Origin of the sequence: Kribbella sp. NPDC051936, assembly GCF_040680955.1 — a bacterium.
Lineage (GTDB): Bacteria > Actinomycetota > Actinomycetes > Propionibacteriales > Kribbellaceae > Kribbella.
In genome coordinates this window covers 48,289-70,353 of record NZ_JBFAXS010000017.1, presented here as the reverse complement: position 1 = coordinate 70,353, position 22,065 = coordinate 48,289, and the positions used below count along the sequence as shown (strand labels likewise).

16 protein-coding genes are annotated in these 22,065 nt (G+C 71.3%); 7 read left to right on the top strand and 9 right to left on the bottom strand.

Going from position 1 to position 22,065, the window contains the following annotated elements:
* Positions 1–201: 201 nt before the first annotated feature.
* From AB0L64_RS40265 to AB0L64_RS40250, 4 genes are all read right to left on the bottom strand, one after another.
* A complete protein-coding gene (locus AB0L64_RS40265) occupies positions 202–3,327 on the bottom strand; it encodes a chromosome segregation ATPase (RefSeq protein ID WP_363718246.1) in 3,126 nt (1,041 codons plus the stop codon).
* 76 nt (positions 3,328–3,403) lie between these two features.
* The gene (locus AB0L64_RS40260) at positions 3,404–4,072 is read right to left on the bottom strand and encodes a hypothetical protein (RefSeq protein WP_359922215.1); all 669 of its coding nucleotides are present in this window, start codon (positions 4,070–4,072) and stop codon (positions 3,404–3,406) included.
* Positions 4,065–4,715: a hypothetical protein gene (locus AB0L64_RS40255; protein WP_363718245.1), complete on the bottom strand. Its 651-nt coding sequence runs from the start codon at positions 4,713–4,715 to the stop codon at positions 4,065–4,067. The genes AB0L64_RS40260 and AB0L64_RS40255 overlap by 8 nt, the downstream gene beginning before the upstream one ends.
* A complete protein-coding gene (locus tag AB0L64_RS40250; RefSeq protein ID WP_363718244.1) occupies positions 4,712–5,902 on the bottom strand; it encodes a hypothetical protein in 1,191 nt (396 codons plus the stop codon). The genes AB0L64_RS40255 and AB0L64_RS40250 overlap by 4 nt, the downstream gene beginning before the upstream one ends.
* A gap of 271 nt (positions 5,903–6,173) precedes the next feature.
* Here AB0L64_RS40250 and AB0L64_RS40245 point away from each other — a divergent pair, with 271 nt between their 5' ends.
* The 3 genes from AB0L64_RS40245 (at position 6,174) to AB0L64_RS40235 (ending at position 8,483) form a co-directional block, all read left to right on the top strand.
* Positions 6,174–6,965, top strand: a complete 792-nt coding sequence (locus AB0L64_RS40245) for a TrmH family RNA methyltransferase (RefSeq protein ID WP_363718243.1) — start codon at positions 6,174–6,176, stop codon at positions 6,963–6,965.
* Between the two features lie 51 nt (positions 6,966–7,016).
* Positions 7,017–7,997 (top strand): GDSL-type esterase/lipase family protein, encoded by a 981-nt coding sequence (locus tag AB0L64_RS40240; RefSeq protein ID WP_363718242.1) that lies wholly within the window; start codon positions 7,017–7,019, stop codon positions 7,995–7,997.
* A 138-nt stretch (positions 7,998–8,135) separates the two neighbouring features.
* Positions 8,136–8,483, top strand: a complete 348-nt coding sequence (locus AB0L64_RS40235; protein ID WP_363718241.1) for a DUF1801 domain-containing protein — start codon at positions 8,136–8,138, stop codon at positions 8,481–8,483.
* A gap of 28 nt (positions 8,484–8,511) precedes the next feature.
* On the opposite strand, the gene AB0L64_RS40230 is transcribed toward AB0L64_RS40235, so the two are convergent.
* The gene (locus AB0L64_RS40230) at positions 8,512–9,786 is read right to left on the bottom strand and encodes an SWIM zinc finger family protein (protein WP_363718240.1); all 1,275 of its coding nucleotides are present in this window, start codon (positions 9,784–9,786) and stop codon (positions 8,512–8,514) included.
* The gene (locus tag AB0L64_RS40225; RefSeq protein ID WP_363718239.1) at positions 9,779–12,589 is read right to left on the bottom strand and encodes a DEAD/DEAH box helicase; all 2,811 of its coding nucleotides are present in this window, start codon (positions 12,587–12,589) and stop codon (positions 9,779–9,781) included. Before AB0L64_RS40225 ends, AB0L64_RS40230 begins: the two co-directional genes overlap by 8 nt.
* A gap of 103 nt (positions 12,590–12,692) precedes the next feature.
* On the opposite strand from AB0L64_RS40225, the gene AB0L64_RS40220 reads away from it, so the two are divergent.
* The gene (locus tag AB0L64_RS40220) at positions 12,693–13,667 is read left to right on the top strand and encodes a zinc-binding dehydrogenase (RefSeq protein ID WP_363718238.1); all 975 of its coding nucleotides are present in this window, start codon (positions 12,693–12,695) and stop codon (positions 13,665–13,667) included.
* Here the strand turns inward: AB0L64_RS40220 and AB0L64_RS40215 are convergent.
* On the bottom strand, positions 13,632–14,903 hold the full coding sequence (locus tag AB0L64_RS40215) for a GGDEF domain-containing protein (RefSeq protein ID WP_363718237.1): 1,272 nt from the start codon (positions 14,901–14,903) through the stop codon (positions 13,632–13,634). The genes AB0L64_RS40220 and AB0L64_RS40215 overlap by 36 nt on opposite strands.
* A gap of 229 nt (positions 14,904–15,132) precedes the next feature.
* On the opposite strand from AB0L64_RS40215, the gene AB0L64_RS40210 reads away from it, so the two are divergent.
* From AB0L64_RS40210 to AB0L64_RS40200, 3 genes are all read left to right on the top strand, one after another.
* Positions 15,133–15,297 (top strand): DEAD/DEAH box helicase, encoded by a 165-nt coding sequence (locus tag AB0L64_RS40210; protein WP_363718236.1) that lies wholly within the window; start codon positions 15,133–15,135, stop codon positions 15,295–15,297.
* A 459-nt stretch (positions 15,298–15,756) separates the two neighbouring features.
* On the top strand, positions 15,757–18,330 hold the full coding sequence (locus AB0L64_RS40205; protein ID WP_363718235.1) for an MXAN_6230/SCO0854 family RING domain-containing protein: 2,574 nt from the start codon (positions 15,757–15,759) through the stop codon (positions 18,328–18,330).
* Between the two features lie 105 nt (positions 18,331–18,435).
* Positions 18,436–18,993 (top strand): hypothetical protein, encoded by a 558-nt coding sequence (locus tag AB0L64_RS40200; RefSeq protein ID WP_363718234.1) that lies wholly within the window; start codon positions 18,436–18,438, stop codon positions 18,991–18,993.
* A gap of 11 nt (positions 18,994–19,004) precedes the next feature.
* Here AB0L64_RS40200 and AB0L64_RS40195 read toward each other — a convergent pair whose 3' ends face one another.
* Both AB0L64_RS40195 and AB0L64_RS40190 read right to left on the bottom strand, forming a co-directional pair.
* Positions 19,005–20,390, bottom strand: coding sequence for an ATP-binding protein (locus AB0L64_RS40195; protein WP_363718233.1), 1,386 nt, complete (start codon positions 20,388–20,390; stop codon positions 19,005–19,007).
* Complete coding sequence (locus tag AB0L64_RS40190) at positions 20,390–22,039, bottom strand: FAD-dependent oxidoreductase (protein WP_363718231.1); 1,650 nt, start codon at positions 22,037–22,039, stop codon at positions 20,390–20,392. Before AB0L64_RS40190 ends, AB0L64_RS40195 begins: the two co-directional genes overlap by 1 nt.
* Between the last annotated feature and the right edge of the window lie 26 nt (positions 22,040–22,065).

Genomic DNA, 22,065 nt, shown 5'->3' with positions numbered 1-22,065 from the left:
GGCTTCGGGGCGAACGCGCTCGCGGTGAGCGGTGTGAGGAGCACGGCGATGAGGCCGAGCAGCAGCGTGATCAGGCGGAGTCGCGGCAGCATGTGGATCTCCCTGGGGCGGTAGGAAGAGAGCGCTCTCACCTGGTGAGTATGCGGACCCGCGACCCGAGGTCAAGGCCTCGGGTGATTGTTTCTGTCGGAAATTGTCGGACTACGTGAGCGTCGGCGAGGCCAGCTCGAGGGTCGGCGTCGAACCGCGGTACGACGTCATCCACTCGCGGAGCAGCTCGACCCGGGCCGCGTTGTCCTCGTTGCCCTTCACCACCGGCGCCTGGTTGTACGGCATGGTGTCCGAGCTGCGCCGGAGCTTCACATACAGCCTGGAGGAGGCGAGCGCGTACCGCTCCATGTCGTCCTGGAGGGCGCCGATCACGGTGATGTTCCGGTCGCGACCGATCTGCTCGAACAGCGCCACCGCCTCGCGCCGGTGCTGCGAGCCGAGGTTGCGGCCGAGCTCGTCGAGGATCAGCAGCAGCGGCCGGTCCGAACCGCCGGCGAGCGCGGCCGCGCACACCAGCTTCACCGCCTTCTCGTCCATCTGGGCGGTGTTGCCCTTGACGTTGAACGCGGAGAACGGGCCGCCCTCGGACCGGCGCCACTTCGGCGTGACGGTCCAGCGCCACGGCTTGTCCGGCTCGGCCGGCGGATCGGGCTCGGGGAACTCGAGCTTCGCGCCGTACCCGCCGTACTGCTGGTCGAGGCGGTCGAACTCCTGTGACACCAGGCGGAGCCGCGCCTTGATGCCGTCGGCGAGGGACGCCCGGTGTGCGCGGGCCGTGCTCTCGGCCTCGCCGAGGCCTTCGCGGGCGCGCTCGAGTGCTGCGTTCCGCTCGGCGCGCTGGCTGGCGATCTGCTGTTGCTGCAGGCTGTCGAACGTCTCGTGCTGGGCGAGATGGCTGCTCAGCGTCCGGTGCAGCGCCGGGACCAGGCCGACGCGGTCGCCGAGCGTGCCGTTCGTCCAGCCGTCCGGACCGTTGAGGATCTCCCACAGCTCGGTCGGGATCTCCTCGCGGGAGCGGGCGTTCGGGAAGCAGCGGCGGATGACGTCGTCGAGCTGCGTGCAGGCCTGGTGGTTCCAGTCGGCGGTCGTGCGGCGTTGCGCGTCGTCGGGCAGCCCGAGCAGGAATTCCTCCGCTTCGGCGGGCGTCCCGCCCCACGCCGTGGTCCGGGTGGTGAGGTCGAGCGCGGTCTGCTCCTCGCGGAGCGCGAGCCGGCGGGCGGTGAACTCGTCGAGGATCCGGTCCTGGTCGCGGCGGGTCGCCTCGAGGTTCTTCAGCCGCTCGTCGCGGACGAGCTGCTGGCCGGCGGCGGTCTCGGCGGACTCCTTCGCCGCCTGCAGTTGCGGTGCGAGCGAGTCACGATCGGTCTCGTGCCGATCGACGGTCTCGCGCAGCGCGAGGATCTGCTCCTGCACCGCTTCCGCGTCGGCGAGCGCGCGGGCGGCCGCCGTACGGCGCTCTGCCTGCTCGACCCGGGCCCGGGCCTGCTCGAGCGCCGCGGATGCTGCGGCGCGGGCCTCGACCGCGGCCTCGACGCGGCGCCGGGCCGCCTCGATCCGCGCGGTCCGGCCGGTGATCGGCTCGTCGAACTGCCCGACGGCGACGACACCGGCGACGTCGTCGATGTGGTCCTTGGTCGCCCGGTCGCCGATCGCGGCGAAGAACGCGTCCAGCACGAATCGCTTGTCCGCGGACTTCGGCCCGCGTTTCCCGGACGGCTTCGCCCCGGGACGGTTCGCCAGCACCAGCACGAATCCGGCGTACCCGGCGTCGGCGAGGGCGGTCGACGCGACCTGTGCGTCGGCGGCGTCGATGACGACCGCCTCCCGGTACGGCGCCAGCCGCGGCTCCCACTCGGCGCGGTCGGACGCCGGCAGCTCGGTGATGTCGGTCAGCGCGCCGCACTCGATCCCCGCGTTCTCCAGGACCTGTTGCTGCGGCGCCGACACCGTCTGACCGCTCTCGGCTTCGCGGAGATCGGCCGTCGCGTGCTCGACCGCGACGCGTGCCGCGTGGTCGCGGCCGATGTGCTCCTCGAGGATCTCGCGGGCCTCGGCCTGCTCCTCGCCGGCCGCGGCCAGGTCGCGGCCGTCCGCCGAACGACCCGCCTCCAGCAGCCGCCGATGCTCCTGGCCGAGACGCTCCAGCTGCTCCCGCACCGAACGCTGCGCCAGGTCGAGCTCCCGGTCGCGGGCGTCGAGCTTGTCCCGCTCCTGGCGGGTCAGCTGGACGTCGCGGAGCAGGCCCTCCTCGTTGCCGAAGGCCTCGATCTCGGCGTCGACCGCTTCCTTCCGGGCCTCCTGCTCGGCGACCCGCTCGTCCAGAACCGCCAACTCCTGCAGGATTTCGTCGTTGCGGGCGGAGCCGTCGATCAGGTGCCGCGCCGAGCGCGCCTGCCAGGACTCCTTCGCCGCGGCGAGTGCTTCGCGGGCGGCGGCGCGCTGCAGGATGCCTGCCTCGACAGTCGCCATCTCTTGCTCCCAGCGCTGGAGGTCGGCGGTCGCCTGCTTGGTCGCCTCGCGCTGGGTGTGCTCGGCGGAACGGTGCGCCTGCTCCTGCTCGAGCTCGTGATCGAGCCCGGTGAGCGTCGCGATCGCGTTGAAGATACGGGCTGGGCCCAGCTCGTTGAGCGGCTCGGCGAGCAGGTTCGCCGTGGGGCTGGAGCGGACCGACGTCGACAGGAACGAGACGCAGCGCACCTGTCCGCCGTACAGCACCTGGGAGAGCTTGTTGGCGTGGAAGTCGGTGCGGCCGTTCGAGTGCGGGAGGGCTGCCCACAGCGCGTCGGCGCCGGCGGCACGCTCCGCCTCGGTCGCGCCGTACGGGATGTGCAGGCCGTGTTTCCAGCGCAGGTCGATGTACGACGCCTTGCGGTTGATGCGGATCCAGACGGTGACCGCGGCCGCCTCGATCTCGTCGAGGTCGGTCAGGTCCGGGTCGGAGAAGACGCCGACGATGTAGCCGCGGTCGACGTTCGACCAGTTGCCTTCCTGGCCGGCCGCTTCGGCGGTGAACAGCAGCTCGGCCGCGCCTGGAGCACCGCTGGTGAGGCGCCACTGGTCGTCGGCGTGCAGCAGACTGAGCGCGGCGATCCACGACGACTTGCCGGCGCCGTTGGAGTCGGTCGGGCCCTGACCGGCGACGGTGATCAGGCCGCGGCCGATCATCGGGATGGGATGCGTCGACAGGCGTGAGAGGTCGACGACCTGGACCCCCAGCAGCACCTTCGACCCCAAGATGTCGAACGGCCCGTCCTCACCAGCAGCGGCGAAGTTCATCCGCGTCCTCGCTTCGCTCCGGGCGCGGCTGAGGCACTGCCCGCGCTGTGTTGAATGATGAGCTCGCTGCGCTCGCTCATGCATCATCTCCCGTTGTAGTGCTGACTTCTGCTGGGACGCCGTTGCGGGCGCGGATGGCTTCGGCGATCGGGCTGGCCGGCGCGGCGGCCAGGATCAGTTGGTCCTGGAGGCGGCGGCGGGCGGCCGGTGTCAGGCGCTGCAGCTGCGGTCCCGGGATGTACGCCGGGCCGCCGGAGTGATCGCCGGACAGCTGGATCAGGCCCGCGGCGCGCAACCGTTGCAGGGCGAGGCGCCGCTCCTCGCCGCTGATCCTGCTGGTGCGCAGCTCGTCGACCGTGGTCGGTCGCGCGGACTTCCAGCTGTCGCCGGTCAGGATGCCTTCGCTGCGCGGGATTGCGACGGAGTGGACCAGCACGAGCACCAGCACCGCGCGGTCGACGACGGACAACGGCTGCCAGCCCTGTGCGGCCAGGCCGGCCGCGATGTCGTCGTCGTACCCGGCGGTCCAATGGGTGCCGTCGACGTGGACGAGGGTGCGGCCGATGAGCTTCAGCATGCGCTGCACCTGGCGGCGCAACGTGACGTCGCGCAGCCCGGCGAGCTGGACTTCGGCGACCGGGTGCGCGGCATACTGCACCGCGCTGAACGCGGCGAGCACCTCGTCACGGGAGCGATCACTGAGATCCTGCAGCAACGAATCGAACAACGCATGCTGCTCAGTCACCCGACACCTCCGATTCCTGGCCGGCGTCGGTCTGTGCCGGGGCGGGAACCGGGAGGGACTCGGCGGGCGGGGGTGTGGTGGGTGGGTGGGAGGACAGGACTGCCGGTGGTGGATCTGGGAGGTGGCGGCAGAGGTCTCGGAGGGTTGCCAGGTCTGCGGGGGTCCAGGTGATGACGCGGGGGCCGAGGCGGACCTCGCCGGCCTTGTCGTTCCAGAGCAGCCAGTGGGTGGCGTGCAGGCGGCGGAGGCTGCCGATGATCAGGGTAAGGTCGCTCGACTGCTCGGGGCGGCCGCGCATCCCGGCGTACACCGCCCGGATCTGCGCGAGCGTGCCGGTCTCACCCGGCCAGGCGGGCGCGCTGCGATCGGTCCAGCAGCACGCGACACAGATCGCGAGGATGCGGACCGTCTCGTTCGGCTGCTCGACGGCGACCGGGGGAGCGCCGAGCTCCTCGAGCACACCGTGCCCAGCACCCGACGGCAGCGTCGGCACCAGCCAGACCGTCGACCCGTCCGGCGAGGCCGCGCGGGTGAGGCCCGCGACGGCGGGCGTGTCCGGATCCACCTCGAGCGGACCTGCCGACTGCACCTTCGCCCACCACAGCGCGTTGTACAGCCGCCGCTCGACGGCTTCGCTGCTCAACGGGACACCCTCCGGAACACGCCCTCGGTGGCCCAGGGAGTGCCGGCGGCCGGGTCGATGCGCATGCCGTCGGACCAGACGAGCTCGTAGTCGAGCTCGTCGTGCAGGTGCGCCGCGGTCAGCTCGGCGAGCACCCGGCGGGCGGTGATCCAGTCGCCCGCCTCGTCGATGACCTCGACGATGTCGACGGACGGACGGCCGGCGAGCACTCGCTCCGCCTCGGCCCGGAGGTCCTCGCGGTCGGTTGCGGCCGCGGACTCCGGTGCGTCCGCGTCCGCGGTCGGTCGCGGCGGCGCCATCCGTGCGCTGCCGCTGCGGCGGCCGGTCTCCACCGCCTCGACCATCGTCTGCGCGGAGAAGTCCGGCGCCGCGGCGTCGAACAACAACCCGTCGAGAACGGCGGCCAGCACGTCGGGCTCGCTGCCGCGGGTGAACGTCAGCCAGGTCTCGATCGGCAGCAGGCCGAGCGCCCGCGTCGTGCCGGCTCGCTCGACCAGGCGGCCGGCGGCGAGCTGCACGGCGTCGGCATACGCCGCCAGGGCCATGCGCAGCGAGGTGCAGTCCCGATGCAGCGACGGCCAGCGGTCCAGGACCAGCCGGTGCACCTTCTCCGCCTGCTCGATCAGGCGCTCGTTGCCCCAGGCGAGCTGGGCGTTCTCCCGGAGCTGGGCGGTGGTGCTGGTCGAGACCAGGATCGCGAGCTCGTTGCCGAGCAGGCGGAAGACCTTGGTCAGCCGGCCGATGGAGGCCCGGCCGTCGTCCGCGGTCGCCTGCGGGTCGCTGACGCTGTGCGCCTCGAGGGTGAGCAGCTGGTGCAGCTCGGCCTGGCCGCCCTGGACGGACATCCGGCGCAGGAACATCAGCATCACGTACGGCGCGAAGGCGGCGCGGTGGCGCAACTCGTTCGGCCGGTCGACGAGTTTGGTGATCGCGCCGTACTGCCGGAGGAGGTCGAAGCGGCGGACGATCACGTCGTGCGGATACGCCCGGCAGGCGAGGGTGGCCTGCTCCACGGTCAGCCCGTCGCTGCCGGCCTCGGCGAACGCGTCGAGGATCGCCTGGTCCACGTCGAGCAGGTCCGGGTCGACGATCATCGCGCCGGCCTCACGGGCGAGCACGGCGAACACCTGACGGTAGACCCGCAGCACAGCCGCCTCGGCCTCGGCGTCGAGCAGTGTCGCGTCCATCCGCACTCCCTCCCGTGTGATAGCGCGGCTATCGGAGAAAAGGACTCTAACCACCCGCACCGACAGACCAAAACTCACCCGCCAGCGGCCTGTGGAAAACCGGATGACGGCGGATCCGCGGCTGCCTACCATCCGATACGTGATGAGAATCCTTGGCTGACGCGGTCGGGAAGGCCGCGTCAGTACCACGGCACCCGCGGGTGTCGCCCCGCCGGAGTGGACCGTCGTGTCCCCGGCGCGCTTGCTGATTCTCTCCGTTCGGAGCTTGCACATGACTGTGCACAACGCGCGTTCCATCGGCGCGCAACACCCCCGTGTCCGTGACCTGCTCACGCTGCGCAAGGACGGATCACCCGGCCGGATCATGGTCGAAGGCACCTGGGAACACGACCGCCTGCTGACCACGACCGCCACCATCGAGACCTTCTTCTGGTGCCCGGAAGCCGGGGCGACCGACGTCGATCGGATCGCCGAGCGCGCCACCGAGGTGTACCGCATCTCGGAGAAGCTGCTCACCCGCCTGTCCCGCAAGACCCGCTCGGACGGCCTGATCTCGATCGCGCGCCTGCCGGAATGGCGGCCGCAGACGTTCCGGTTCACCAGCCGGTCGCTGGTCCTGGTCGCCGACGGGGTCGAGTACGCCGGCAACCTCGGCACCCTGATCCGTACGGCGGACGCCGCCGACGCGGACTGCCTCGTCCTCACCAGCCGCCGCGCACGGCCCACCCATCCCGCCGTGTACTCGGCGAGCCGCGGCACCGTCCTCTCGACGCCGATCGTCGAGTTCGACGACATCCCGGCCGCGGCCGCCTGGCTGCGCAGCCACCGGTTCCGCGTGCACCTCGCGGACCCGGCCGCGACCGGCACCTACCGGGTCCCGCGGTACAACGGCCCGACCGCGTTCGTCGTCGGCTCGGAAGGGTCGGGCCTGTCGCGGGCGTGGCACGACGAGGGGTTCGACGCGGTGTCGATCCCGATGCTCGGCCGGGCGGACTCGCTGAACGTCGCGTTGTCGGCGGGGATCCTGCTGTTCGAGGCGCGGGCCCGGAAGGAAGGCTGGTGACGCGTTGGGCACAATGGCATCGCCGTCGAAGCCGAAGACCAGGAGTGTGCCGTGCCGTTCGAGCCAGGCGAGGTCGTCGCCCCGTCCGATCCGCGTATCGTCCTGGAAGGACAGTGGGGACACCAGCCCGGCGTCGCGATCACGGTCAACTCCGGGTCGCGGATCTCGTTCTCGTACGCCGGTGAGCGGGTGCAGTTGCTGTTCGACACCGACGGGTTGACGGTCGCGCCGCACCTGTGGATCACGGTCGACGACGCCGAGCCCCGGCTGCACGTGATCGTGGAGCCGGTCGTCGAGGTCGAGGCGCCCGACGGCCGGCACCGGGTCGAGGTCGTGGTCAAGGATGTGAACGAGCACGTCAACCGGTGGAACCCGCCGTTCGAGTGTGCGGTCGTGTTCGCCGGTCTGGTGCTGGACGTGAAGTCGCGGCTGCGGCTCAGCGGCCGGCCGGGCGGCCCGCGGCTGGAGTTCTACGGCGACTCGATCACGCAGGGCGTGCGGTCGCTGAGCGAGCACCCGGAGTCCGAGGGCGCCGACGGTACGACGTCGTACGCGTATCTCACCGCGCGGGCGTTCGGCGCCACGGCGTACCAGGTCGGGTTCGGCAGCCAGGGGATCAGCAAGCCGGGCAACGGCGAGGTGCCCGCCGGGATCGACTCGTTCGGGTGGAACTTCGCCGGCTCGCCGGCCGAGCGGGTCGAGCCGTCCGACGTGATCGTGGTCAACCTCGGCGTGAACGACCCGACGCTGGAGACCGAGGAGTACGCGGACTACGTACGCCGGGTGCGCGCGGCGTACCCGTCGGCGACGATCGTGGCGCTCACCCCGTTCAGCGGGAAGCACGCGGAGACGATCCAGGCCGCGGTGAAAACCGTCGACGACCCGGACCTGGTCTGTGTCGACTCCACCGGCTGGATCACCGAGGACGACTGCACCGACCTCGTCCACCCGACGGTCGCCGGCCACGCCAAGATCGCCGCGCATCTCGTCGAAGCCCTCGAACACCACACCTCCCTCCGCCGCCCCGCCTAACCTCCCGCCGCGAGGCGGGGGTCCCGGGACCGGAACTGGTATCCGGAGACCTGAAATAGCAGGTATCAACCCACCAGTTGTGGTCTCAGCCCACCAAGGCCGGGACAGGGGTGGGGGGTGTGGGGGCAGGATGGTGGGATGGGTACGAGGTTCGGGAGTGTGGACGAGTACATCGCGTCGTTCCCGGCCGAGGTGCGGGCGGCGCTGGAGGAGGTACGGCGCACCGTTCACGCGGCGGTGCCTGGTGCTGGGGAGAAGATCAGCTACCAGATCCCGACGATCACCTTCGACGGCAAGTCGCTGCTCTACTTCAGCGGCTGGAAGGCGCACATCGCGATCTACCCGATCCCGCCGGTCGACGACGACCTGAGCGCAGCCCTCGATCCGTACCGCTCCGGCAAGGGCACGCTGAAGTTTCCGCTTGCCAAGCCCATCCCGTACAACCTCATCTCCCGCCTCGCCAAGGCCTTCGTCGAGGCCCGCTAGACCCCCGGAGTCGTGGCGATCGGGCGGGCTAAACGAGGTCCTGAGGGTCTGCCGTCGGTGGGCGGGTCAGGGTCCAGTCGTTGAAGCTCTGGTCGAAGCGGTACCAGAGGTTGTCCTTGCCGAGGCGGAGTTGGAGTTTGCCGGCGGTGACGCGGTTGGCTTCGACGGTGGCGTTCGGGAGGGCAGCCACTGCATCGGTCAGGGAGTCGGGGTCGACGTCGTGCGGGGCGTCGGCGGTGACGGCCAGGCCGCCGCGGCCGGCGTGGCGCCAGGCGGTGGCCCACGCGGAGAGTTGACGGGCCGAGATGCCGGCGCGATGCGCGAGGTCGGCGAGGTCCGGCGTACCGAGAAGGTCCGCGGCCCGTCGCGCGAGGTCCTGCTCGTACGTCAGGTCGAGGTCGGCGTCGCCGGAGGCCAGCTCCCAGGCCCTGCGGGCGGCGTCGGTCGCCAGCGCGACCAGGTCGCGGACTTCGACGCCGGAGGACCGTGGCGGATCCAGCACCTTGACCGCGACAGGGACGCCGGGCGCGTTGAGCGGCCGTGGCGGAGCGGGCACCGGCACCACACCAGCGGCGGCGGAGAACGCAGCGATCGCAGGGATGCCGGCCGGCGGCGGAGTGCGCGGCGCGACCACAGCACTCCCACCCCGACGGGACCGGAGCGTCTCCAGCAGCTCGTCCTTGCGTCGCCCGCGCAGCAGGAGCAAGGCGAACGGGTCGTCGTCGAGCGCATCGGCCACCAGATAGCAGACCGCCGCGGAATGCTTGCACGGTACGGCGAAGTCCGGGCAGCTGCAGTTCGTCAGGACCTCGCCCGCGCCCGGCAGGAGATCCAGCCCGGCCGCCCGGACGTCGTCCACGACCTCCGGCGGCAACTCGCCGTCGAGCAGCGCCGCGACCCGCCCGATCTGCGCCGAGACGATCTCGAGCACGGCGTCCCACTCGTCCGCGGAGAAGGCGCGGATCCGGACGGTCACCTGGTACGGCGTGGCGCGGCTGCCCTGCACCACGGCCTCGACCTCGCCCGGGCTGACGGTCAGCTCGAGGACACTGCCACGCCGCGCATACGACCGGCCGCGCGACAGCCGGCCCGGATCGAGCCGGGCCCGCTGCTCCAGCGCCTCCAACCAGGCGCGCCCCCACCACGTCGCCCCGAACGACCGCCGGCTACCCGGCCCCTTGGCAGCCGGCAACCCCGCGTCCTCGCGGCTCCGCCACCACGCCGGCCCCGCCGCGGCCGGCTGCCCCGTGCCGTCGGTCTGCCGGGCGCGGCCTTGCCATGACCTCCGCTCGTCGTCAGGCATCGGATTTCCCAACGGCAGAAGGGTTGTAGGCACTCGCCGCCCCGGAACGAACCGGCCCTGTCGACAGCTCGACCAGCTCGGTCAGCTCCGTGTCGGACAGCTCGCTCAGCCACGCCTCACCCGAGCCGACGACGGCGTCCGCGAGATCCCGCTTCGCGTTGATCACCGTGGCGATCCGGTCCTCGAGCGTGTTCTCGGTGACGAGGCGATGCACCTGCACCGGCTGGTCCTGGCCGATCCGGTACGCGCGGTCCGTCGCCTGGTCCTCGACGGCCGGATTCCACCACCGGTCGTAGTGCACGACATGCGTGGCCCGTGTCAGCGTCAGCCCGACCCCGCCGGCTTTCAATGACAGCAGGAACACCGGAGCCTCGCCGGACTGGAACTGCGTGACCATCTCCTCGCGCTTCCGCACCCCGATGCCGCCGTGCAGGAACAGCGTCTTGACCTGCCGCGCCGCGAGGTGCGCCTCGATCAGCCGGCACATCTCGACGTACTGACTGAAGATCAGCACCGACTCGCCCTCGGCCAGGATCACGTCGAGCAACTCGTCCAGCGCCGCGAGCTTGCCGGAGCGGCGCTCGAGCGGGCCGGGCTCGTGCAGGAACTGCGCCGGATGGTTGCACACCTGCTTCAACTGCGTGAGCAGACTCAGCACGAGCCCGCGCCGCGCGATGCCCTCCGCCTCCTCGATCTTCGCCAGCGTCTCCTTCGCGACGGCCTGGTACAGCGTGGCCTGCTCGGTGGTCAGCGGGACGACGACGTCGTGCTCGGTCTTCTGCGGCAGCTCGGGCGCGATCCCCGGATCGCTCTTGCGCCGCCGGAGCAGGAACGGGCGGGTCACCCGCGCGAGCCGAGCCGTCGCCTCCTCGTCGTGGAACCGCTCGACCGGTACGGCGACGTCGTGGCGGAACCGGTCGAGCGTCCCGAGCAGACCTGGCGCCGACCAGTCGAGGATCGACCACAGCTCGGACAGCCGGTTCTCCACCGGCGTCCCGGTCAGCGCGATCCTGGTTGCTGATGGCAACGTTCGCAGAGCGCGGGCGGTGCGGGACAACGGGTTCTTCGCGTGTTGTGCCTCGTCGGCGACGGCCAGGCCCCACGCGATCTCACCGAGCGCCCGGTGATCCTGGCGCACCACGCCGTACGTCGTGAGCACGACCTCGTCCGGGGCGAGGTCGCTGAGGTTTCGGCCGGCGCCGTGGTAGCGGCGCGTGGGCACGTCGGGGGCGAACCGCTCGAACTCGCGCTCCCAGGTGCCGAGCAGTGTCGACGGGCAGACGACCAGGGTCGGTCCGCGTCCTGCCAGCTGCAGGTGCAGTGCGATCACCTGGATGGTCTTGCCGAGGCCCATGTCGTCGGCGAGGCAGCCGCCGAGGCCGAGGTTGGCCAGCTGTGCCATCCAGGCGACGCCGCGGCGCTGGTAGTCGCGAAGTGTCGCGCGCAGCCCGGCGGGCTCGGCGAGCGACGCCGGCTCCTCGGTCGCGCGCAGCCGGCCGAGCATTGCGGCCAGCGACCCGTCGGCGTCGAACGGGACGAGCTCGCCGTCCACGTCGATCGTCCCGGTGAGCGCGGCGCCGAGCGCTTCGGCGCCGGTGAGCTTGCGCCCGGCACCGTTGCGGAGCCGGCGGACGACGTCGTGGTCGACCCGGATCCAGCGGCCGCGCATCCGGATCATCGGGCGCTTCGCCTCGGCGAGTGCGGCGACCTCGGCCTCGGTCAGGTCCTCGCCGTCGAGGGTGGGACGCCAGCGGAACGCGACCAGATCGGTCAGGCTGAAATCGGGGCCGGTAACGGCACCGGGGGCCGGCGTCGCGACGGTGGCGCGGACGGCCAGCTCGCCGGCGAAGAGCTCGGTCGGCCAGAGCACCTCGATGCCGGCGCCCTCCAGCGCCGTGCTGCCTTCGGCGAGCTCCTCGAGCGCGACGTCGTCGATCGGAACCTGCTCGGGCGCGGCGTCACGCAGCGCCGAGCCGAGTGGCGGCCAGACCCGCGCACCGCGGCGGAGAGCGAGCAGGAGGTCGGTCTCGGCGCGTTCACCGAGGGCGGTGAGGACGGCGGCGGGTGCGTTCCACATGTCCGCGACGTCGACGAGCAGGCTCGGGTCGACCCCGCTCCGCAACTGCAGAACCGCCCGGAAGTCGAGCGCGTCGGTGGAGTCGGGCGGCTCGATGCGGAGGACGAGGCGGGTGCCGGCCTCTTCGGCCAAGGTGGTCTCGTCCAGCCAAGTCGTCGCTCCCGGCAGGGATGTCGGCTCGATGGCCGCGAACGGCGCGGCGCCGGGACGAGTGGCGACAGCCGCCGCGGGAGTGCGGACGAGCGTGTCCGCCAGCGCGTCCCAGAACGCACGGATCAGCGGCTCCGGCTCTCGCAGCCGCACGGGGCGGGTGCCGTCGATCGGCAGGGCATGACCGTACGCCGGCATGGCAGCGCCCAGGTTCCGCAGCCAGGCGCGGTCGATCGGGTCCAGCGGAGCCACCCGCCACGCGCCGTACCCCTCCGGGCTGTGGTCCGGGACCAACCGCCCCCGCCCGATCAGCACCAATCCCGCCAGTCCCGCCGCCCGCCAGGCTGCCCAGCTCCCCGTCGCGTCGCGGTCGGAGTCCGGCTCGGTCAGCCGGGCCAGCACCTCTTCCATCGACAGCAAGCGGGCCGGGACGGTCCTGCGGCGGACTGTGGTGCCGCGGGGGAGGACGACGTCGACGGTGCCGTCAGCCGTCTCTCCCGAGCCGGCCAGGTCGCCGTACAACGCCAGCCGGCCCGCGCGCGGCGGGTCGGCGGGCACGAAGACGGCCTCGAACATGCCCTGCACAGTACGCCGGACCACCGACAAGTCCGACTTGACCTGAACGCTGGTTGAGGTTGCACGCTCGGAAGCTCCCGACGACAAACCGGAGAGTGTGGATATGCGTGCAGCAGTGGTGACCAGGTTCGGCGGTCCGGACGTGATCGAGACCCGTGCGGTCCCGGATCCCGAGCCCGCGGCCGGGCAGGTGCTCGTCGAGGTCGCGATCGCGGACGTGATCTTCGTCGAGACCGCGATCCGGCGGGGCGCGTACGGCGAGTTCTTCGACGTACGAACGCCGTACGTGCCGGGCTCCAATCTCGGCGGACAGGTGCGGGCAGTCGGTCCCGGTGTGGATGCGGACTGGATCGGCAAGACCGTCGTCGGTCGCGGCGTCGCCTTCGGTGCGCACGCCGAACTCGCCCTGACCGCGACCGACCTGGTCGAGGTGCCGCCGGAGCTCGACCTGCCGACCGCGGTCGCGGTGTACGGCGACGGCTTCACGGCTCTCATGCTCGAGGAACTCGCGCCGCCGATGGCCGGCCAGGACGTCCTGATCACCGCATCCGCCGGCGGCATGGGTCTGCTCCTGATCCAGCTTGCCCACCAGGCCGGGGCCCGTGTCGTCGCGGCCGCCCGCGGCGACGAGAAGCTGGAGCTCAGCCGGGCGCAGGGCGCCGACGTCCTGCTCGACTACAGCAGGCCGGGCTGGGAGAAGTCAGTGCTCGAGGCAACGAACGGACGCGGCGCCGGCATCGTGTTCGAAGGCGCCGGCGGCGAACTCGGTGCGGCCGCGTTCAGCGTGGTCACCGACGGCGGCTGGTTCTCCGCCCACGGCGCGCCGAGCGGCGGATTCGCGGCGTACGACCCTGCCGAGGCCGAGCGTCGCGGCATCACCGTGAAGGGCATCATGGACCTTCGCGCGGACTCCACGACGACGGCCGTCACGGGTGCTGACGTGATGACCCGGGCGGCGGCCGGGGACCTCCGGCCGGTCATCGATCAGGTGTACGACCTCGACCACGTGGCCGACGCGCACCGGGCGCTCGAGAACCGCACGCTACGGGGCAAGGCGCTGATCGGTCTCCGGCGCTGACTCCTGCTCAGACGCCTTGTCCGCCTGGAGAGCGGGCTGGTCCGCAGGCTGGTTCGGGCGGGCGACCACGATCTGGTTCCGCCCGGACCGCTTGGCCGTGAGCAGGGCGTCGTCGGCGGCCAGGATCAGCTGGTCCATCGTGCTCGCGACCTCCGGGTACACGGCCGCGCCGAACGAGGCCGGCACGCCGTCGAGAGTCGTCGTGCCCCCGTCCGTCGTGCTGACCGCGACCGTGAGGCCCACCAGGCGCTCCCTGATCCGCTCCGCGATCTCCAGCACCTCGGACTCGAACGCACCCGGCAGCAGCACCGCCAGCTCGTCTCCACCCACCCGCGCGACCAGATCGCCGTTGCGCACCTCCGCACGGATCGCTTCACCAGCAGCGCGCAGCGCCTCGTCGCCGGCAGGGTGCCCGTAGGTGTCGTTGATCTCCTTGAACTTGTCCAGATCCAGCATCAGCAGACCGACCGTGCTGCGCAGTGTGTCCGCACGGGCGAGCTCCGCGGGCACCGCGCTCGCCCAGTACGACGAGGTGGCCAGGCCGGTCTTGTTGTCGATGCCGGCGGCCCGCTGGTACTGCGGGAGCAGCAGATCCCTGTGGAGCGCCAGCACCGTCACCATCAGCACCGGAACGACCCACGGGTACGACGTCTGGACCGCGGCGATCGCGATGCCGAGACCCAGGCCGGCGCACACGACCAACTGGTTGGAGAGGTCCCCGAGCGCCTCACGCGCGGTGGCCTCCGGACTTGAGAGCAGGATCGCGCCGATCACCAGCGCGTAGTTCACCAGCCACCAGGTCGCGGCCGCGGCCAGCACCACCAGCAGCGACCAGAAACCGGTCGGCACCCGCGGCGCCTCCAGCAGGCCGCCGGCCCGCAGCACGGCGGCCGACGCCGCGCTGGCCAGGATGTACGTCGCCGTCGAGAAGACCTTGCGGTGCGCGATGGTTCGTCCGTACACCCGGAACCAGGAGTACGTGTACGAGAGCACCACCAGCGGGATGACCAGCGACAGCGGGAGCAGCAGCAGCGCCGCGAAGATCCACAAGCACTTCAGGTTGGTGTGCGGCGAGGTGTTCGCGGCCAGCTCGCGTCGGCGCTCGATTCCGCGGGCACACTCCAGGTGCAGCGTCGAGGCCACCGCCAGGACGACGAACGCCACCCACTCCGAATGCGTGACCCCGGAATTCGGCCCGACGGCCGTGCTCCGGACCGCGAGTGTGGTTATCGTCACCGCGATCACATCAATCGCGATCACATAAGCCAATGCGGTCCTGGGCAGTGACCAGAGCTTCCATTGCCTGGGTGGCAACCCGTTGCTCCGACCGATCAGAATCATCATCAGCCTCACAAGCGGTAGATCTGAGCGGTTATGTGTTCATAGTAACGACCTGTTCACGTCAGGTCACCCCGGTGTCCCGGGCATTCCACCAGTTGGTCAGCATCAAGAAGGGTCGAAAACCATGCAGATCGCAGCGCACTCCGTCCGTACCGTCCGTACCGGCAACGACTGGTTCACCGGCGGCAACGATTGGTTCGACGGTGGCAACGATTGGTTCACCGGCGGTAACGACTGGTTCTCCGGCGCGGGTAACGACTGGTTCTCCGGTGGCGGTAACGACTGGTGACCAACGGTATTTCTTAACGCATTTCTTACGTTCCGGAGAGGTCATTCACGAGTTGAACCCCGACGCCTCGTGAATTGACGTTACCGTGATTTTCGCGTGGGTATCGGCGTTCACGGTCCGTGGCCTGCTGCCTGCCGTCGGTCACCGCCGCGGCGCATCAGTGCCAGTTCACCGCCGAATCGGGGACCCGGTGGCGCGCGATTTGGATGAACGTTCTACTCTGGAGATCTCCGGTAGCGGGGTCTGGGCGGGGCGGCCCCGACCCTGCTACCGGAGCTCTTCTTTGTGGGCCCGGCGAGCGCACCGAAACTGTCGGTGGCGCCCGGTAGCGTTCTCGGTGCCAGGGGCGGCTCCTGGACGTGCTTCCTTCTCCTTCACCAGGCCAAGTAGCGCGTCCGCTCTCCGCCCCTGGCGCCGTCCTGACAGACGCACACACCGTGCTCACCGGGGGAGTCGCGCATGCCGGAGCCATCAGGAGACCCGCGAGCGGCGGTCCTGCTGCGCCGCCGCCGGCTCGTCGACGCCACCGCCCTGACCCCGCCGGTCCGGCGCTCCGCCTGGCAGTGGCTGCGCCGTCCGCTCACGATCCAGGCGGGCCTGTCCGCGCTTCAGGCCGACCTGATCCAGCGCGGCCTCCTGCTCTCGGTCGGCCTGTACCGGCACTGCGCCTCGCTGTCGGCGCCCGCACTGGCCGGGTTCGGCAGCGCGATGCTCGACCTGCTCGACGCCGAGTCAGGCGCCGACGCCGACCACACACCGCTGTTCCGTGGCTTCCCGGAGACCGTTCCGGGCAACACCGAGACCTTCTACGTGAACCGGGTCTTCGCTCGGCTGCTGCAGGAGCCGGAGCAGCCGTGCGTGCTCTGCGGCGACACGGCCTCCGTGCACGCGGTCGCCCCCTGCGCGCACCTGGTCTGCCGCACCTGCTGGGACGGCGCCGACCTCAGTGCCTGTCCACTCTGCCTACGGCGCATCGACCCCGGCGATCCGTTCCTCAAGCCGTCGGCCGCCGAGGAGCCACCCGCGCATGTCCGTTCGGATCGTCTGCGGCTGCTCTCCCTGGCCACGGCCGACTCGGTCCGCCAGACCGTCGCGGCCCTGCTCGCACGACGAGCCCCCTTGTCGGCCGCGGACCGTGCCGATCTGCTGGTGCTGCTCGACGGCGCCGGCCCGGCTTGGATCCCCGCGGACATCCCGGTCCGCGAGACCCGGGCGCTGGTCCTCGCGCACTTCCTCGCGGACGAGCCGGCGTTGATCGATCGCGCCGGCACCGCGACCGACGTCCTGCGGCTGGTGTTCGCGCTGATGGACGCCGACCCCGGGTTGCGGACGCCGCCGGCCCGGCGCCGATCGTTGCCGCGGGCAACTCGACGGCTCGTGCTGCAGCGTCTCGACCGGATGCCCGTCGAGACGCTGGTGGAGGACATGCTCCGCCACGAGCGCGCCTGGAAGCGGATCGGGGAGAACCTGCATCCGTTCGAGTTCGCGACCCGCTTCCCGGTCGCCGCGCTGGCCTTCGCGGTCCTGCGGCGGACCGATCTGGATCTCGGGACCGCGGCCGGCCGGGCGGTGGCGGGTGCGGCCGCCCGGCATCCGTTGGTGCGCGTGGAGGACGGGCGGTTCGTGATGAGCACCTTCGCCGCACGCGTTGAGGGTGCTTTCGCCCAAGGGCGGCCGGAGCAGGCGCTCGATCTGCTGATGCAACGTCCCGGCGAGCTGGTGCGCCGCCTGCTGCACCTCGCGCGCGCACTTCCGCAGCAGCATCACCCGGTCCTCGTCGACGCCCTCACGACCGCGGTGTCGGACGTGTCGCCGGTCGTTCTGACGGCCGCCCTCGGTCAGGTCCGGACGCCGCCCGGAGACCTGCGATTGTTCTTCCCCCGCGGCGGGACGGCCCGGATCTGGACGGCGGTCGACGACCGGGAGCCGCTGCCGAGCGCGCTCGCCGGCGAGCTGTCCGCGGTGCTGGTCGGCGAAATGTTGCGCCGGGCAACCGGTTTGCCGCGCCGGCGGCGAGCGTTCCTGGACGAGGAGCTCGCCCGGCTGGCCGCGCCCGGTTCGGAGCGGAGCGCGTCGTCGAGCCTGCTGCGGATGACGCGGGGCAGTGCGGTCCCGATCCCGCAGGACCAGCTGCTCCGGTTGTTCCTGCACTGGGTCGAGCCGCGCGGCCGGCGGATCGATCTCGACCTGTCGGTGGCGGTCTTCGACGAGGAGTGGGCGTTCGCCGGGCTGTGCGACTACACCCGGCTGCGCTTCGACGAGGACGCCCTGGTGCATTCCGGCGACCTGACGTCGGCGCCCGGCCCGGACGGTTCGACGGAGTTCGTCGACATCGACCTGCGCGCGGTGCGCCGGGTCGGAGGCCGCTACCTGTTGCCGGTCGTGTTCAGCTACAACGACGTACCGTTCGACGAGTTGGAGCGCGGGTTCGTCGGCGTCCTCCGGCAGCCGAACGCGCTGTTCGACCCGGCGGCGGTCGTGGAGCGGTTCGACCTGGCCGGGCCGGCGAAGATCCTGCTGCCGTTCGGCGTCGACCTGCACACCAAAGAGCTCCGCTGGTACGACGTGAACCTCGGCGCGGCCGGCTACGGCCACAACATCGCGCGGTACGGCGGCCATCTCGGGCTGATGGCGGCGACGATGGAGGAGGTGCACGGCGCGGGCGACCGGGTCAGCCTGTGGGAGATCTGCTGCTGGCACGCGGCCGCGCGGACCGACGAGATCGCGGTCCGGTGCGCCGACGGCTCGGTCGTCGGCTACGTCCGCGGCCCGGCCGAGGAGCCCGCGGCGTTCGCCCGGCGGGTCACGCTGCGGCTGGAGCCGGACCGGAGCTGGGACGAGGACGCCGCGAAACGGGCGGACTTCGTGGCCGTGCTGACCGGTGACGTCACGCCGCCCGCGGGCGCGGAAGTGTATGCCTTGCACCCGCGTCTTCTCGACGGCGCGAGCCTGTCACTCATCGACGCGCCGCACCTGCTGACCGGCCTGGCCCCCGACTCCCGCGCCCGCGCCGGCCTCGAAGCGACTCCCTAAGAGGAGCCTGAGAGGAGTTTGACAATTCCGTGACGGACGCGCGGCCGGCGCTTTGGCCCGGTCCCGTGCAGGAGTACAACGGAATTGACGCGAAGGGAGCCACGCATGACGTACGACGTGGTTGTGCTCATCGAGCGGGAGATGAGCGAGGGCGACGCGCGCCGCGTTGCCGCCCTGCACGCAAAGCGTGAGGAACCCGTGGACTACCACCTGCTCGTCTCCAGCCACCCCGAGCGCGGATTCGGCGGTCCGATGGCCTTACTCGGCTCGTCGTTCGAGGACGTGGCCGGTCTGACCGGCTCGGCGTCCGTGGTCGGCTCGGCGACCGGACCGTCGGCGCGGATCAGTCCGCCGGCGGCGCCGCCGGGCCCGGGGCGAACACCGACGGCGGTGCTCGCGGACCCGGCCGTCGATCTCGCCTCGGTGATCGAGCACAGCTCCCGGCTGCTCCGGGCGGCCAGCGGCTACCCGGTGCACGTTTCCATCACGCACGGCGAGGTGCTGCTCGCGCTGATGCAGATGGTGAAGGCCACCGGCTGCCAAGAGGTCGTGGTCGTTGCCTGGCCCGAGACCGCCGCGGCGTTCCTGTGCTCCGACTGGATCACGAAGGCCCGCAAACTGCTGAAGGTTCCCCGGGTGCGTCTCCTCGAGCACGACACGTAAGTGCGGGCAGGTCAGCCGGCCGGTTGTCTGGGCAGTCTGACCTGCAGTGTCGTCTCGCCGGGTCGTGAGGTGATGCCGATCGTGCCGCCGTGGTGTTCGGCGACGATCCGTTGGGCGATATCGAGGCCCAGACCGGTGCCCTTGCCGACGTCCTTGGTCGTGTAGAACGGCTCGAACGCGCGGGCCGCGACCTCCGGCGGCATCCCGGGCCCGGTGTCGGTGAACTCCACCACGACCCGGTCGCCGTCCGTCCTGGTCGTGATCCGCAACGTGCCGGCGCCCTCCATCGCGTCGACGGCGTTGTCGATCAGGTTGGTCCACACCTGGTTCAGCTCACCGGCGTACGCGTCGATCCGGGGTACGTCGGCGCCGTACGCGCGGATCACCTCGACACCGTCGCGGAGCTTGTGGCCGAGCATCACCAGCGTGCTCTCGATGCCCTCGGTCACGTCGATCGTCTGGATCGAGCCGCGGTCCATCTGCGAGTACGAGCGGACCGCGGCGACCAGCTCGCTGATCCGCCGCGTCGACTCCTTGACCTCGCCGAGGAGCGTCGTGGCCGCCAGTGTGCTGGCGACCCATTCGAGACCGGGCCCGAGGGCGTCGCCGAGGACGCCGGCCGCGCGCTCGCACCAGTCCACGCTCGCACCGGCCGCGGCGAGCGGCGGCGCGATGAACCAGGACCGGTCGACGCCGCGGTCGTCGAGCCAGTCCGCGATCGTGTTCTCGTGGTCGGCGAGATCCACCGGATCCGGTGCCGCCGTCGCCGTGCCGAGCTCGAGCCGCAGTTCGTCGAGCGCACTGAACTGGGCGGCAGTGGCCTCGCCTTCCGCGAGACCGCGCAGCGCCGACAGCAGCGTGACGCACGCGGTGTCGAGTGCGCTGACCGAGCGTGCTGCAGCCGCGGCGGGGTTGTTGATCTCGTGTGCCAGTCCGGCGGCCAGCGTGCCGAGCGTGATCAGCGACTCCCGCTGCCGTGCGGTCGACTCGATCGCCCGAGCGGTCCCGTACACCCCTTTGATCAGATGCCCGGCGAGCGGGAACCAGGCGTCGATCCGCTCGCGCAGCAGCTCGGCGGGGACCCGCAGTACACGTCCTTCGGCCAGGCCGCGGCCGCTGGCGAGGTACAGGCCGTGCTCGTCCCAGGCCCGGAACCCGCCGGCCCAGCGGCCCGGGACGTCCATCTTGCCCATCACGGTGTCCTCGCGGCCGATCTTGCGGTGCAGTGTGATCGCGCCGTCGACGAGCACCCACCAGTAGTCGGCGGGTTCGCCCTCGTGGAACAGGTCGGCGCCGCGTTCGATCAGCACCTCGGTGCTGCCCTCGATCAGCTCCTCGAGTTGCGCGTCGGTCAGCCCCGCGAAGAGCGGGACGTCGCGCAGGTCGGCCGCGTCCATCAGACGGTCGCAAGGAAGCGGTGGACGAGATAGATCGACATGGCGCCTTCGCCGACCGCGGACGCCACGCGTTTCATCGAGTCGAGCCGGACGTCGCCGGCCGCGAACACACCGGGCACACTCGTCTCCAGCGCGTACGGCGGCCTCGGCAGCGCCCAGCGGTTCAGCGCGATCAGGTCCGGACCTGTCACCACGAACCCCTTGGCGTCGCGGACGACGGCGTCGCCGAGCCAGTCGGTTCGCGGGATCGCGCCGACGAAGATGAACAGCCAGCTCGCGGGCACCTCCTCGACGCGGCCGGACCGGCGATCGGCGAGTGTCAGCGCCTCGAGATGGCCGTCGCCGCGGCAGCCGACGACCTCGGTCCGGCACCGGACCTCGATGGTCGGGGCCTGGCTGATCTTGTCGACGAGGTACCGCGACATCGACGTCTCGAGCGTCTCGCCGCGGACCAGGAGCACGACGCGTTTCGCGTACCGGGCCAGGTTCAGCGCTGCCTGTCCGGCGGAGTTGGCCGCGCCGACGATGTACACCTCGTCGTCCTGGACCTGGCTGGCCTCGCTCGCGGTCGCGCCGTAGTACACGCCGCGGCCGGTGAGGTCGCTGAGGCCGTCCACGTCGAGGCTGCGGTACGAGACGCCGGTGGCGACGATCAGCGCGCGGGCCTCGATCTCGCCGGACCCTTCGAGCAGGACGGCGTGCACCGGGCCGCGGGACTCCAGGCCGACGACGGACCGGGCGAGCACCATCTCGGCGCCGAAGCGGGAAGCCTGCGCGACGGCCCGCTGGGCGAGGTCCGAGCCGGTGAGTCCGCGCGGGAAGCCGAGGTAGTTCTCGATCGCGGCACTGAGCCCGGCCTGCCCGCCGGGAGCCTCGCGCTCGACGATCACCGTGCTGAGGCCCTCGGACGCCGCGTAGACGCCGGCCGCGAGTCCGGCCGGGCCGCCGCCGACGATGCACACGTCGTACAGCGGTTGCTCGGCGCGGGTCCGCAGGCCGAGGGCCGAGGCGAGGTCGAGGGTGGTGGGGCAGCGCAGCGTGTCGCCCTCGGGGATCAGAACCAGCGGGAGCTCGTGGTCGGCGGCGTCGGCCAGCTCCCGCAGCCGCTGCCCTTCGGCATCGCGCTCGACGTCGTACCAGCGGTACGGGACGTGGTTGCGGGCGAGGAAGGTCTTGATGTCGTGAGCCCGGTCCGACCAGCGGTTGCCGACGACGCGGACGTCGGAGGTGTGTTCGGGGTTGGCGTGCTGCCAGTCGCCGAGCAGGTCGTCGACGACCGGGAACAGCTGGTCCTCGGGCGGATCCCAGGGTTTCAGCAGGTAGTAGTCGAGGCCGATCTCGTTGATCGCGCGGATCGCCACATCGGTGTCCGCGTAGGCGGTGAGCAGCAGGTACTTCGCGCTCTGCGCGTACTCGCGGGCGCGTTCGAGCAGCTCGATCCCGGTCATCCCGGGCATCCGCTGGTCGGTCGCGATCAGCGCGATCGGCTGGTTGCGCAGCGCAAGCTTGGTCAGCGCGGCGAGTGCCTGGTCGCCCGAGGTCGCGCGGACGACCAGATAGTCGTCGCCGTACCTGCGGCGTAGGTCCCGGGAGATGGCGGCCGAGACCATCGGATCGTCGTCGACGGTGAGAATCGCAGGTTTGCTCACGCTCGTGCCCCCCACAGCAGTGAACC